General features: G+C 38.7%; 7 protein-coding genes. 3 read left to right on the top strand and 4 right to left on the bottom strand.

What is annotated here, in order from left to right:
- Positions 1-191: 191 nt before the first annotated feature.
- Complete coding sequence (locus AAEY62_RS15065; protein WP_024591564.1) at positions 192-1,793, top strand: isocitrate lyase; 1,602 nt, start codon at positions 192-194, stop codon at positions 1,791-1,793.
- 816 nt (positions 1,794-2,609) lie between these two features.
- Here AAEY62_RS15065 and AAEY62_RS15070 read toward each other — a convergent pair.
- From AAEY62_RS15070 to AAEY62_RS15085, 4 genes are all read right to left on the bottom strand, one after another.
- Positions 2,610-4,628: a S9 family peptidase gene (locus AAEY62_RS15070; RefSeq protein WP_121953539.1), complete on the bottom strand. Its 2,019-nt coding sequence runs from the start codon at positions 4,626-4,628 to the stop codon at positions 2,610-2,612.
- Positions 4,629-4,780: 152 nt separating this feature from the next.
- Entirely contained in the window at positions 4,781-5,515 is a 735-nt protein-coding gene (locus tag AAEY62_RS15075) for a 5-oxoprolinase subunit PxpA (protein ID WP_350635256.1), read from the bottom strand.
- A 1-nt stretch (position 5,516) separates the two neighbouring features.
- Positions 5,517-7,328, bottom strand: coding sequence for a glycoside hydrolase family 3 protein (locus AAEY62_RS15080; RefSeq protein WP_101163547.1), 1,812 nt, complete (start codon positions 7,326-7,328; stop codon positions 5,517-5,519).
- Between the two features lie 809 nt (positions 7,329-8,137).
- Positions 8,138-8,662, bottom strand: a complete 525-nt coding sequence (locus tag AAEY62_RS15085; RefSeq protein ID WP_024591569.1) for a serine protease external chaperone — start codon at positions 8,660-8,662, stop codon at positions 8,138-8,140.
- A gap of 149 nt (positions 8,663-8,811) precedes the next feature.
- Here AAEY62_RS15085 and AAEY62_RS15090 point away from each other — a divergent pair, with 149 nt between their 5' ends.
- Together AAEY62_RS15090 and AAEY62_RS15095 are read left to right on the top strand one after the other, a co-directional pair.
- On the top strand, positions 8,812-12,834 hold the full coding sequence (locus AAEY62_RS15090) for a rhombosortase-dependent M36 family metallopeptidase (RefSeq protein ID WP_024591570.1): 4,023 nt from the start codon (positions 8,812-8,814) through the stop codon (positions 12,832-12,834).
- A 459-nt stretch (positions 12,835-13,293) separates the two neighbouring features.
- Entirely contained in the window at positions 13,294-14,817 is a 1,524-nt protein-coding gene (locus AAEY62_RS15095) for a sensor domain-containing diguanylate cyclase (protein WP_024591571.1), read from the top strand.
- Positions 14,818-15,436: the final 619 nt, after the last annotated feature.

Genomic DNA, 15,436 nt, shown 5'->3' on the forward strand with positions numbered 1-15,436 from the left:
AATTTATACCAATCTGCTTATGTATGGGGTCTATTTAACGTTAAGAAAATTACGCTAGAGCTAGGCAAAAATTTTTGTATCTAGTTATTCTAAATAAAAAATTTTTAACGACGTTATAGTGCAATTTAATTCGTTAAATTGATCAAAGATTTATGCGGTTGGTATTACACACTCGTTCGAAGGATTTTATTATGACAACATATCAACGCGAAACAGACACACTCTCTACTCTTTGCCAATCACAAGGCAGCGCATGGAAAGCTATTAACCCTGAATACGCAAGCCGTATGCGTTTACAAAACCGTTTTCGTACAGGGATTGAAATTGCGCAATACACAGCAGACGTTATGCGTGAAGATATGGCTGCATATGACGCCGACACAAGCCTGTACACCCAATCTTTAGGGTGTTGGCATGGCTTTACTGCCCAACAAATGATGATGGCTATTAAGCGCCATCAAAAAACAACTAAACGCAGCTATGTATACTTAAGTGGCTGGATGGTTGCAGCACTTCGCTCTGCATTTGGTCCGCTGCCAGATCAAAGCATGCACGAAAAAACATCAGTACCTGCATTAATTGAAGAAATTTACACATTTTTAAAGCAAGCTGATGCACGTGAACTAGACCACTTGTTTAACGACCTAGATGCAGCAAAAGCGAATGGCGGCGATGTTCAAGCTGTTATTGATAAAATAGACAACTTTGAAACTCATGTTGTGCCAATTATTGCTGATATTGACGCAGGTTTTGGTAACGAAGAAGCAACTTACTTACTGGCTAAAAAAATGATTGAAGCCGGTGCGTGTGCCATTCAAATAGAAAACCAAGTATCTGACGCCAAACAATGTGGTCACCAAGCGGGTAAAGTTACCGTTCCACACGAAGACTTTTTAGCAAAGATTAACGCAGTACGTTACGCCTTTTTAGAACTTGGTATTGATAACGGTATTATTGTGGCACGTACAGATTCATTAGGTGCAAGCCTTACTCAAAAAGTACCTGTGTCGCAAACACCAGGTGACTTAGCAAGCCAATACAATGCATTTTTAGAAACGACGCCAATTAACGGTGTTGATGACTTAAATGAAGGCGACACAGCAATGAAAATTAATGGCCAGTTATGTAAACCAACTCGCCTAGATAACGGTTTATTTCAATTCCGCGAAGGCACTGAAAAAGACCGCGTAGTACTAGATTGTATTACGAGCTTGCAGTCGGGCGCTGATTTACTGTGGATTGAAACAGAAAAACCTCATGTTAAGCAAATTGCAGAACTGGTAAATCGTGTTAAAGAACACGTGCCAAATGCAAAACTGGTATACAACAACTCGCCTTCGTTTAACTGGACGCTTAAGTTTCGTGAGCAAGTATATCAAGAGTGGGAAGAAGCAGGCCGTGACCTTAGTGCTTACCCAAGCTTTGGCGACAATAAAGGCCTTATGGCACCAGAAATGGATGCAACAGAACTTGCGCAAGCAGCCGATTTACTAGTGCAAAACTTCCAGCGCGATGGCGCACGTGAAGCAGGTATTTTCCATCACTTAATTACTCTGCCTACGTACCATACAGCTGCGCTGAGCACTGATATTTTATCAGAAGGTTATTTTGGCGATATGGGTATGCTGGCTTATGTACGTGATGTACAACGCCAAGAAATTCGCCGCGAGCAAGCTTCTGTTAAGCACCAAGACCTAGCAGGGTCTAACATGGGCGATACACACAAAGAATACTTCTCTGGTGATAACGCGCTAAAAGCCGGTGGTGAAGATAACACCATGAACCAGTTTTAATTCCTAACTAGATAGTGTTACTCAAGGGCCAATAGGCCCTTTTTTATTGCTTTAAGTAAAGTTAGAACATTGAAGCATAATTACAGATCAGACTTTAACTAGGGCGTGTTGATCTTTGTGGATTGAAATTTGTTCAATCTAGGGGCGATTAAATCGCGGCGCGAGGTTTGTAACCTAGTGGGCTAAGTAAAAACCGAGCAACAAAGAGTTTATCGCCCCTAGAAAGAACCCAAAGGGCAGCGCATGTTTGGTATTTATGCTACGTTATCGCCTATTCATGGGGAATAACCACACTACATAAGCTCCGCCTTGCCTAAAAACCAAACATACTGCTGCAAATTAACCCACCAAAGTTCAACACGCCCTTGCCAAATAATTTTGGATCACTATTTAACTACCTGAGTGAATTTACAGATCAGAGTTTAACTAACCTTTCATAAAACGGCATATTTGGGGTGATTTTGCTGTAAAAAGCGTTTACAACAACTTTAAAAGGCAGGTAAGTGACTGATTTTTGCTTTAATAGGCAAACTTAGCGAATTTATAAACCGATTTTTTACTAACTTCTCTGTGCTATAAAACAAAATTTTACTAACTGATAGGCTATAAACAGTGACTCAAACCGATTTTTTACCAACTCAAGTTACAAAAAATGCTATAAACCGAAATTTTACTAACTGAAGTTTTAGCTAAGTCCGATATTTAACTGTCACAGAAGTGTAAAGGGGGTTTACAGTTTGAATACTAAGGCGGTAAATACAAAAGCCACTTATTTGAAGTGGCTTTTATTTGAGCTATAAATTTATTACCCAGAGTTTATTTAGTGTGTTTATCAAACCACCATTGAATATAAGCTACTTTAGTCATTAAGTTTGATGGGCGAGCTGTAATACCATGCGATGCATTAGGAATGCGCACCATTGCAGTATCAACGCCTTGTAGTTTTAATGCCTGATAAAACTGCTCAGTTTCTGATATTGGTGTACGGTAGTCAGATTCGCCAGTGAGCAACATAGTAGGAGTTTTAACGTTTCCAACATAACTAATAGGCGAGCGCTTCATGTAATGCTCGATGTGATCCCACGGTTTACCCGGAAACCAGTAATCAGCAAAAAACGGGTAAAAATCGGCAGTTAGTACAAAGCTGATCCAATTAATAACAGGCTTAGCAACTACAGCCGCAGCAAAGCGATCGGTATGACCTACAATCCAAGCTGTTAGTACGCCACCGCCAGAGCCACCGGTTACAAACAATTTAGACTCGTCAATAAAGCCTTTCGCTATTAGCGCATCAACGCCAGTCATTAAGTCATCAAAATCGTTACTTGGATAATTATGATGAATAGTTTGTGCAAACTCTTTACCGTATGAATCACTACCACGTGGGTTCATGTATAAAACGACATTTCCTTTGGCTGCAAACAGCTGAATTTCAGCGCTAAAGTGTGGACCGTAATTAGCTACTGGACCGCCATGTATTTCTAGTATTAGCGGATATTTTTTGCTGCTGTCAAATTCTGGTGGGTAAGCAATCCATCCTTGAATAGGCAGCTCATCGTGACTTGATTTAATCCAAATTTCTTCCACTTTAGCCAAAGCTTTGTCGCCCAATGCATCTGCATTAAGGGTAGTTAAACGCTGCGCTTTACCGCGTTTAATTGTTGCTATATCAGCAGGGCGCTGAGTATCGGCAAGGGTAAAGGCTACTTCGCCATCTTCGCTTACATCAAAGTCGCCACCAGAATAAGGGCGACCAAAGGCAACACTGCCAATTTGGGTTGTTATAATTTTACGCTTGCCGCTGCGTGGTTGATAGGCGAGGGCAGTTTGACCTTTATCTGCATAGCTAAAGTATATGCCTTTGGAGTTTGCACTCCATTTTATTTGACCTACGCTACGATCAAAATCTGGCGTTAAGCTAGTTGTGTTACCTGTTTTTAAATCACGAATATAAAGCTGAGCGTTTTCGTAGTTAGTGCGTTTATCATCGTAACCTGTGTACGCTAAGTAACGACCATCGGGCGATACTTTAGGCTGCTCGTCAGGACCATTTCGGTCAGTAATTTTAGTTATATTTTGCGAAGCTAAATCGAGTTTATAGATTTCACTGTTCGTGGGTTTTAGCTGGTTGTTTGTGTGCCTGTTCGCAGAAAAATAAAGCGACTTACCATCGTTACTAAAACTTACATCGCCTGCGCTATCAAATTCATCATGAGTGAGTTGTTTGGCATTACCACCGTTAGCGTCTATGGAAAATAATTGGCTAAAACCTTTTTGTGTGTAACCGCCACCATCTGAACGATAATAAACATTATCGATGAATTTAGCGGGTTCTGCCCAGGTTGCGCCTTTTGGTTTGCCTGGTAAGCTCACTGGCGGTGAATTAGCGCTTGGAACAAACATGCTAAATATTAGCTGGTTAGAATCAGGGTTCCATGTAATCGAACGTGGACTACTCGTTAAGTTACTAATTTTTGCCATAGCACCTGTTTTAAGCCATTTTATATATATTTGGCTGCTGCCATCGCGAGTTGATATAAACGCAAGGCGTTGACCATCAGGAGAGAGGACTGGCGAATAATCCATATGCACGCCAGAGGTTAGCGGTTGCATTTGTTTGGTTTTGTAATCAACAGACCAAATATTACCAACTTTGCGATCTGTTTTTATATCCATGCGGTTACGCACAAAATAAACAGTTTTACCGTCTTCGGTTATATCTATTTGATTGGCATATTCTAAATTAAACACGTCTTGCAGTTGTAGTGTATTTGTTTCAGCGTAGGCTAAATTGCTACAGCCTAAAATGAGGCTAAGTGTTAAAAGCTTTTTCATTTTAATCCCTGTTGTTACTTTTTTAATTTGCTAAGTAGTTATATGTTAGGGATTATTAAATTAACAGTAGGATGCGATGAAGCTCTTATTTAACTCTATGAGTTAAAGCTGTAAAGGGGGTTTACAGCTTCTATTTGAGGTTGTGTAAAAGTTTAGTTAGCTGAGTTACACAGGGCTTTTATATCTTTTATAAGCGCTATGCCATCAGCGTTGTCGCCATGTACGCATAAGCTATGGGCGTTGAGCGTTAGTTTTTTTCCAGTTCGTGTTGTCACGCTGCCATCGGATAAAAGCTGAGTTACTTGTTTTAGTAATGCAGCTTTATTGTGAACACTATCCTCAAGTGTTCGTGACACTAAATGCCCGTCGTCGGTGTACTGTCTGTCGGCAAATGCCTCGAGTACTAAATCAACTCCTGAGCTTTTAGCTATTTGAATGTGCTTATTGGCATTTTTAGTCGCTAAAACCATTAGTTTCAAATCTATTGGGTACCTGGCAATTGCATTTATAACGGTTTGTAATATTTGCTCATCAGCCATCATGTCGTTATAAAGTGCGCCATGCGGTTTAACATAGCTAAGTGTTAAACCTTGTACTTTTGCCATGCCCTCAATAGCAGCTATTTGATAATGCAGGCAATTTGTAAGCTCTTTTTCGCTAAGTACCATTGAGCGCCGACCAAAGCCTTGCTTATCTGGGTAGCTTGGGTGAGCACCAATTTGTACGTTATATTGCTTGGCAAGTACAAGAGTGTTTGTCATTACGTCGGCATCACCTGCATGGAACCCACACGCAATATTAGCCATATCAATATGTGGCATAACGTCATCGTCTAGCCCCATTTTCCACGCGCCAAAGCTTTCGCCTAAATCACAATTGAGTTTCATATTAGTGCGCCTTTTGCGGTTTTATTGTGACAGGTAATACGCCGTTAGCCGGTGCTTCTCCTAGTAACACTTTTGCAAGTGCGGTAAAAGCGGGACCAGACACAATATCGTTTTTATCTACATCAATATTATATGCGTAAGATGCAAGTACAGCATTTGCATAATTGCCAAATTTAGCAATGTCGTAAGGCGCTCTTAGGCTTATAAAAACAGTGCTTTTATTACTCTGCTTTGCCATCTTTAATAATGACTCAAGTGCTTTTGGTTGCTCTGCATTATTAAGTGCAAAATTAGGATCGTCTTTTAAATCATCCATACCGCCAATTTCTACCGCACTTTGATTAGGCGTTGCATTGCCGGCTATAACTACATCAGCAGCGTGTATTTGTGTTTTAGCTTGTGCAGGGTTAAACCCTTGTAGGCTGCTACAGCTATAGTTTAGTTTTTGCTGGCTGGTAGCTTCAATCGCTTGCTGCATTGCCATACATTTACGCGTGTCTGGCATAATAATATGAACATTACTTCCTGCTTTTAAATTAAGTGGCAAAGTACTGTTATTATTTTTAACCTGCGTTATTGCCTCTACAGCAAGCTGCGCTTCTATTTCGCGATGTGCTGCACTGCCGATTGTTTGCTTTGCATTTATGAGCGCGGTAATAGGGTCAAAATTAGTGCTTAATCTAAATTTATTTTTAAGCGTAATTATACGCATCGCTGATTGTGCTACTTCTTGCTCGTCAAGTTGGTTTGATTTAACCGCTGCAACAAGCTCTTTAATAAGGTCATCGAGCTTGTTTAAATCATCCGGCGTTCTAATTTCAACGGGCATTAGGGCAATGTCAGCCCCAGCCGCAAACGTATTTATTACCGCTTGAGTTGGTGTGAAAAAGTTACTAATGCCAGCCATATCAAGCGCATCAGTTACTACAACACCTTGGTAATTAAGCTCACCACGTAAAATATCAGTAATGATTGCACGCGACATTGTTGCCGGTTTTATCATAGTTTTGCCATTAACACTTATGAACGTTGTGCTATCGAGGGCAGGGTATTGAATATGCGCCGTCATTATCATGCCTGGGTTTTGCTTGGCGATAATGTGCTTAAACGGTGCTAAGTCTTGCTCGTAAATAACTTCTTTTGCATGGTTTACTTTAGGCAAACCTGTATGGCTATCTACATTTGTATCGCCGTGGCCTGGAAAGTGCTTTAACGAGGTAATAACACCGTTGTTCTCAAATCCTGCAACCTGTGCGGCGCCCAATTTACTCACTAATGCTGGGTTTTCACCAAACGAGCGTACATTAATAACAGGGTTATCGGGGTTCATGTTTACATCAACCGTGGGCGCGTAGTTTACATTGATACCCAGCGAGTTTAGTTCTTTAGCTATAACAGTTGCTGTTTTTGTCGCAAAGCTCGTACCGTGTTTTTTGTAGGTTGCGCCAATCGACATATTACCGGTAAATGAGGTGGCAACATCGCGTGGTAAACGCGCTACACGTCCGCCTTCTTGATCTATTGATATAAATAGAGGCAGCTTACTACTGGATTTACTTGCAGCTGTTTGCAATTGGCTATTAAGCGTAATGGTTTGTTCTATTGATTGGGTATTTTCAGAAAATAAAATAATTCCACCAATATCGTATTTAGCAATAGCGGTAGCAAGCTCATTAGGTAACTCGGTCATTGGAGTTCGGCATTTATTACTTGCTCCTTGCTGGCAAAAGTAGCGAAAGTCGAGTATTAACTTTTGCCCAAGTTGTTGTTCAAGAGAAAGCACGGGTTTAGCAAGCGAGGATTGTAATGGCATTAAACACCCAGATAAAAAAACGATAGACGGTACAATACACTTATTTAGCAAAACACACTCCAAGGCTAAAAAGTAGATAAATGTATGCAGCTTAACTACTTTTTAAAGTAACTGCAAAAGAAGGTTTTCTTTACAAAAACCATTAACGTATTGTAAAAATTGAAGAAAAATTATAGTTTTGAACTTAGTGAAAAGTTATATTTTTTCTGGCTTTATTGATATTAGGTAATAAATTTTTAATAGGGTGTAATTGCAGGCTTTATGCTCAATTATAGGTGCAAGTATTGAATGCCTCATACTTAGGATGGCATTCATTTTCGAAAGAATTATTAATAGCCTTAATCTTCGATTTCTTATTTTTCATTTAACGATTACAGCCTTTATTAGTACTTTAGTAAGTCGCTTTTATTCTACCTACCAAGCACAAAAGGAGCAGTTAAAAACGTACACTAAAAATAACTATGCCTACGCTAATAAACTAGCATCAACAACTTATACTCTTTAGAATCAGCAATGCAATAACCTGCCTATTCAACTAAAAATCATCTTGAAAAGACAATATTGTGGCGCGTTTAGGTAGAGAAGAATTTGTATTTTTTTACCTAAGAACAGCAAAGTGCGCAAAATAGCAGAGCGATTACGTCAAGCCGTTGAGTCTATAAATACGTAAACTATTGGATTTATAATAATTCCTATTGGCATTGCAACTTGGTCTGAGCATAGTAACGAAATAGACCAAGTTTACAAATGTGCTGACAAAGTACTTTACCATGTTAATAATATGGTAGTTGTAAGTGCATTGTTGCTGATTAAAAGTGTGTTTCGATAGGTGAGTAATCAATTGCAACTTCTACATTGCTCACTGAGCTATAATTGTTTAGATCTTTAGATAATCCTGCAATATCAACATCCTTTTCAACAAGTAATGTGTAATTGTGAGCTGTCGACTTAACTAACTCATAATTATTTTTTAACTCATCAGGCAAAGTATCGGTATTTAATGTAATGGTAAGAGTACCTGTTACTACACCTTTTTGCTTTAAGTTCTGATTATAAATAACGTCGCCTTTAAATAACTGCTCAGAGTTAAAAATAAGCTTATCACCCGATGAATTTATGCTTTTAGATGCTTTTTTCATAATACCTTGACTGCTTTCTTTTTTAGGGAAAATAGTGTCAGTTTTCTGGTTCTTAGATGGTTCTTTTATAATGATTTCTGCTGTTTTAGGTAGCGCCTGAGAGTTGTTAACCTCTGTTTTTTCACTGTTATTACATGCAGATAGTAATAAAGCTGCAATTATTGGCACTGAACTTGTAAAAATTATTTTTTGCATTCGTTTACCTTTGTTTACTTTTCTCTAAATTTAAAGCTATTCAGCTTCATTCAAGTATGTATATTAACAACTTAACTATGCGTTTACATAAAATAATCAATTAAAAAACATTAAGTGCTTTAATATAATAAATACAAACAGGTGGATACATGTCTCAATTTAAATTAACAACTATTGCCATAGTTGTAGCATCAACATTAGCAGCAGGTGAGCTAACGGCCGCTGAACAAACCCGATTTTATGATGTAAGTGCTACAAATGCAGTTACTCAGGGTACTTCTTTAGCTGCTGTTCAGCAGAGAACCTTAGCCGAACGCGCCACTGTATCGGGTCAAAAATCTATCTACGATGCACAAATGGGTAAAGCAACATTTTTATGGCAAGCAATAGGTCAGCGTAAGCCTGACATGGCTTTAATCGCAGCTGATAACCGTAATCAATATGCTGCTGACTTTTATATTGAAACTTTAACAGGTATTAGTAATCGTAAAACAACAGCATCTTCTGCTGTTATGGTTGATTTATCAGAGCAAAAACGCGGTTCTATTAGTGCAAAATACAAGCAACAAGTAAACGGTGTTGAAGTTTTTAACCGCGAATACAACTTGTTAATGGATAAAGAGTACAACCTAGTAGCAAGCTCGGGTTATTTTGCTGATACGTCGTCATCTAAAAATAAACTTGCTGCATTAACGGGTTTTGTAAGCTCTGAGCAAAGTATAAAAAAAGCATTTAGTGAATTAGCAAATATTGATGTCTCACTTCGTAAAATTGGTAATGAAGGTGGATATGCAAAATATGAGGCTAAATCATTAGATGACTCTAAGATTGTTTTAGGTACACCACGTGCAAAAGAAGTGTTTTTTGAAGTTGCAGGCGAGCTTAAATCTGCTTACTACATTGAAGTAGAAGTAGCAGAAGTTGGCTCTTTAGAAAGTGACTACTTTAGTTATGTAGTAGATTCGAATAACAGCAAAGTATATTTTGCGAAAGATTTGAAATCTCATGCAGCTGACTTTAATTACCGTGTTTACGCTAACCAAGATGGCTACCCAATGGAAAGCCCGCACGGTGACGTAATTCCTGCAGATGGCCCAGGGCAAGTAGACGAGACTGAGATTTTAGACGCGCCAATGGTATCTCTATCTTACTACAGTAAACTAAGCACAATGGACCCATGGTTAGCTGATGATGCAACGACAACATCAGGTAATAACGTATTTGCTTACGCAGATGTGGTTGCACCTCAAGATTTTAGTGAAGGTGACTTTACCGCTGAAACAACAGCAGACTTCACATTTGACTACCCTTATCAAGTAGATGAAGTTGCAAATAGCTACGCAAACCGTAAAGCGGCTATTGTTAACTTGTTTTATATGAATAACTTTTTACATGATTTTTTCTATGATCATGGTTTTGATGAGACGTCAAATGTAGCTCAAGTATCTAACTTTGGTCGTGGCGGCGTAGAAGGTGACCCGATTGAAGCACAAGCTCAAGATAACTCAGGTCGTAATAACGCAAATATGTCTACGCCAGCTGATGGTGCTAGTCCACGTATGCAAATGTACTTGTACAACAGTAAAGATGCCGTTGTTGGTGTAGATTTTGGTATTACAGTAACTTCACATGACTCTTTAGGCCTTTTAGCTTCAACAAAAGAATCTGGCTTTGGTAAATACCAATTCAGTGATGTGGCTGCAGAAGTTGTTCGTTTAGATGATGGAAATACAGTAGATTCAACAAGCGTGAATGATGGTTGTGAGCCTGCTATAAATGCAGCTGAACTAGCGGGTAAAATTGCAATTGTAGACCGTGGCTCATGCTCATTTACAATTAAAGTAAAAAATGCACAAGATGCAGGTGCAATAGCAACTATCGTTGTTAATAATGACCCAGATACAGCAGAACCGGCACCAATGGGCGGTGAAGACGATACTGTAACTATTCCAAATATGGGTTTAAATTACGCTGATGGTCATGCAATGTATGACCTAATTGATGCTCGTGAAGTTGTTACTGTAAACATGTTTACCAAAGCAACATTAAAAGATGGTACGTTTGATAATGGTATTATTGCTCATGAATGGGGTCACTACATTAGTAACCGCTTAGTCGGTAATTCATCAGGCCTTATTAACTTCCAAGGCCGCGCAATGGGCGAAGGCTGGGGCGATTTCCACTCATTAATGTTTATCGCTAAAGAAAGCGATATAAATATCACAGGTAACGATAAGTTCCAAAAAGCATATGGTAGCGGCACATTTGTAGAAGACTTCTACTTCGGTATTCGTCGTCTTCCTTATTCAACTGATACAGATGTAAATGCATTATCGTTCCGACATATTACTGAAAATGCTGGTGCTGATATTGGTATTTCACCAACAAGCGTGGCTTCTCCTCATGCTGCCGGCGAAATTTGGGCAACTGTATTATGGGAAAACTACGTAACGCTTATTAACGAGCATGGCTTTAATGAAGCACAAACTCGAATGGCAGATTACTTAGTTGCAGGTTACAAATTAACACCTATAGCACCAACCTACACTGAAGCACGTGATGCTATTTTAGCTGCTGCCTATGCAGTAGACCCTGCTGATTACAAATTAATGGTAGGCGCATTTGCTAAACGTGGTATGGGTCTTGGCGCAGTATCGCCAGATCGTTTCAGTGAAGACCTTACTGGTGTAGTTGAATCAGATAAAACACAGCTTTCTAGCTATGCATTTGCAAGTGCTGACTTAAACAATATGTACAATGGTACAGAGCTTGGTTTTTGTACTAACGACAATATTTTAGATAAAGGCGAAACGAGTACGGTTAGCGTAACAATTACTAACCGTGGTAGTGAAGTACTTAGTGGTACAACAGCACAGCTGACAGTTATAAGCGATCATGATGTAACATTTGAAAATGATGGCCTACTTACTTTTGGTGAAGTTCAACCGTACGAAGCAATAACTAGTAACGATATTAAAGTTACTTTGAACGAAGCGGGTACAGCTGAAACACTAGAAATTGAAGTCACATTCCCTGAAATTGAAACGGATGATGATATCGTTGAAGCGCTTGATCAAACACTTACGTTTGAAGTAAATATGGGCTTTAAATCAGAAACGCCTGTTGGAGCTGTAGTTTCAGATGATATGGAAGTAGCAAGTTCATCACTATTAGATTTAAAAGAAAACGTAATGTTTGGTGGTGATTTAGCTGCTGGCACTCAAGTAATGGATAATAGTAGTAATATTGCATTCTTTGAACAAGGTGGCTTTGGGCTAGGCACACAAGCAATGCGCCTTGTAAATAATGGCTTCCAATCGGATGTAGCAGTAGAGAGTAAGTCATTCGAAGTCGGTTACTCTGGCGACTTTGAAATTTCATTCTGGCATTTCTATAGTATCGAGGAAAACTGGGATGGTGGTGTTGTAGAAGTTAGTGTTAATGGTGGTGACTGGGTTGATGCTACTGAAATTGGCGGCACATTTGATGTTGGCTATGACGCTGTTCTAATCGAAAACGATTCTCAAGAGCTTCAAGAACGTGAAACATACACAGGTAATAACGTACAAGATAGTGGCGCGTATGGTAATTATGAAACTATCAACTTTGGTGATGCTCTAAACGGCAACTTAGTAAAGGTACGCTTTAGAATTTCATCAGATGGCGCAGTAAGTGATTTAGGTTGGTGGATTGATAACCTAACTATGTCTAACGTTTTATCTCCTGTATTTTCAGAACTTGTAGCGGGTGATTCACTAGCATGTGATAACGCAGCTCCACTTGTTTTAGTCGAAAGCGCTTCAGCGGAAATCACTGAATCTGCTACAGGAACAATTACAGCAACAGCGTCAGATCGCAATGGTCAAACACTAACTTATGCTTGGACTCAGGTTAGCGGTAGTGATGCTACGCTCACTGGTACTGATACAGCAACTTTGAGCTTCACACCTGCAGCTATTACTGCAGATGAAGAGCTTGTTTTTGAAGTTGCCGTAAGTGATGGTGTAACAACTGTGACTCAACAAAGTACTGTAATGGTAAAAAATGAAGCGGTAGCAACAGTGCCTGTAACAGAAGCAAAATCTAGCGGTGGTGGTAGTTTTGGCTTTATAGCTTTATTACTTACTCCATTAGTATGGTTTAATAGACGTCGTAAAAACGTTAGTAAATAAGTTTAAATAACATCCCGTCGTCTCTAAACACATGACGGCTTTAATGAAAGGCCAGTAGCTTTTGCTTCTGGCCTTTTTTATAAACTTAGTGTGATGTTTTTAGTCCTGACCTCATATTAACTTTTTCATGGCCATACACTTTGACTTATCTATTAGTCATATTGCCTTTTTATACGACATCAACAACTTATATCTTAAAGCTTAATAAACAACCTCGGTGCGTTCACTTAGTTGGCTAGAGTTTTACTGATTAAAGGATAAAAAATGGCAATGCTGGAATATATTATTTATCACGCCATACCCTAACGCATAGTCGCTAAATTGAACAAACCAACTTAATTAAAAACACTTAAACGGGTATAATACCTAACTTCGTATAATACGCGCTGAATTTGAGTGCTTTGGAATGCAGCTTTGCTATATAAATTACTACCCGCTTTAAATTTAAGATTTCTTATATTGCTACTCGCATTCTCTGCAGCACTGAGCACATTGGTAGGGAGTTTTTATTCTACCTATCAGGTTCAAAAAGAGCAGTTAACATCATATACGCTAAAAAGTAATTTAGCCTATGCACAAAAATTAGCCTCCGCAACTGATAACTTTTTAAAGTCTGCGCTTCAGCAGCTTGAATACTCAGCTAAAATTATTGAGCAATCACCAAATAACTCCAAATTATTAAACGATGAAGCCATTCGTTTAAATCATCAAACGGATAGCTTTAACTCTGTTGTGATTAATTTACATGGCGTAGTTGCAGCGACGTCGCCTCACTTTGAAAGTTTAATAGGCCAAAAAATACAGTCTCCAGGAGCAATAGAAGCACTAAAAGAAAAACGCCCATTAATTAGTGAGCCTTATTTATCGGCAGCTGATAATTTAATTGTTTTTATATCGCACCCGCTATTTGATTCTGAAGATAAGTATTTAGGTTATATTGGGGGCTCTCTTTATTTAAAAGAGAAAAATATTTTAAATGAGCTTTTAGAACAACATTACTACAAAGGTGGTTCGTACCTTTATGTTGTTAGCTCAAATAAGCGCATTTTATATCACCCAGAACCTGCCAGAATCGGCAACGTTATTGCTAACAATGCTGTGATTGACGCTGTTATAGGTGGCGAAATAGGCACTTCAACGGTTATTAATAGCTTAAATAAGCCGATGCTCGCAGGCTACGCACCCATTACTTTATCTAAATGGGGAATAGTGGCGCAAAGACCATTAGAATCAACGCTCTCTTCGCTAGATACATTAACTATTGAAGTCATTGAACAAACAATACCTATGGCATTAGTCACATTTATTTTTATTGGTTTATTCGCACACTTTATAGCAAGGCCGCTAAAGCGATTAGCCGATAACGCAAATACACTCGATGATCCAAAAAGCTTAGAAAAACTTAAAAGCGTGAAGTCGTGGTATTTTGAAAGTCAAAAACTGAAGTTAGCGATGTTAAGAGAGGTTACTTTATTACAAGCACAAATAGGTGTGCTACGCCATGACTCACAAACAGATCCCTTAACAGATACGCATAACAGAAGAAGCTTAAACGGCCTACTTAACCAGCTTATGCTAAAGCAAACCCCATTCGCTATATTAGAAATTGATATCGACTTTTTTAAACGTGTTAACGATACTTTTGGACATGGTAAAGGCGACGAAACTTTAGTTTCGCTAACAAATATAATTAAAAAACTATCAAGAAGAGACGACATAGTATCAAGAATCGGCGGTGAAGAATTTGTTCTTGTGCTACCAAATGAAAACAGCCAAAGTGCCTATAAAATAGCAGAGCGTTTACGTAAAACAGTAGAATCGACAGAAATAAACACCATTGGAACAATCACTATTTCTATAGGTATTGCAACCTGGCCTGAGCATAGTACTGATATTGCACAAGTATATAAATGTGCCGATAAGGCACTATACCATGCTAAAGAGGATGGTCGTAACCGATGCGTAGTGGCCGATATTAGCTAACCACAGCTTTGTTAAGTAATACTCTGTATTACCTTAAATTGATAAATACTTTACACAGAGTGCATGAGTTTATTAAGCCAGCCATCTGCTTTTGATGGCTTGTAAATCATTGCTATGCCTTTGCTATAGTGACTGTTAACCCCCTTTACAGTTATTTTGTAAGCCCTAAATCGTCAATAACAAAATTTGGTAAATACGCTAATCCCAAAGCAGTTTTACTACCAAACTAACCTTTTAAAATCCGTTATATGTTGAAAAGCAAACGACAAATAAAACACAAAAAATGCATTTTCATTAGTAAAACTAACGCAGCAACAAGGCTTGGTAATTCATAAAATACAAAGTAATCGTTAAGCTTAGTGCCGCTTACTAGGGGGAAGTATAACGGGTAATTAGAGTGCGACAGCGCAATAAATACAACGCTTGCAAGTAAGCTAACGGCATATTTTAAAAACGCCCCCAGCTATTTAGAAACCCAAGACTTTGCGATTAATTAATTTATAAATAACGGCGATTTTGGCTTTAAAAGTGCTGTTTATATTAAGTGTTAATGGGCATTAAGTATGTAGAGGTGTACCTGAATATACTCACCATTAAGTAATTTGACTTGGGTAAATAT

It is taken from the genome of Pseudoalteromonas sp. GW168-MNA-CIBAN-0100, from assembly GCF_040309225.1.
Taxonomy (GTDB): domain Bacteria; phylum Pseudomonadota; class Gammaproteobacteria; order Enterobacterales; family Alteromonadaceae; genus Pseudoalteromonas; species Pseudoalteromonas arctica.

Excerpts from the sequence above, each read along its gene's own strand:
- AAEY62_RS15065 (WP_024591564.1), top strand. The coding sequence starts at position 192 with ATGACAACATATCAACGCGAAACAGACACACTCTCTACTCTTTGCCAA.
- AAEY62_RS15070 (WP_121953539.1), bottom strand. The coding sequence starts at position 4,628 with ATGAAAAAGCTTTTAACACTTAGCCTCATTTTAGGCTGTAGCAATTTA.
- AAEY62_RS15075 (WP_350635256.1), bottom strand. The coding sequence starts at position 5,515 with ATGAAACTCAATTGTGATTTAGGCGAAAGCTTTGGCGCGTGGAAAATG.
- AAEY62_RS15080 (WP_101163547.1), bottom strand. The coding sequence starts at position 7,328 with ATGCCATTACAATCCTCGCTTGCTAAACCCGTGCTTTCTCTTGAACAA.
- AAEY62_RS15085 (WP_024591569.1), bottom strand. The coding sequence starts at position 8,662 with ATGCAAAAAATAATTTTTACAAGTTCAGTGCCAATAATTGCAGCTTTA.
- AAEY62_RS15090 (WP_024591570.1), top strand. The coding sequence starts at position 8,812 with ATGTCTCAATTTAAATTAACAACTATTGCCATAGTTGTAGCATCAACA.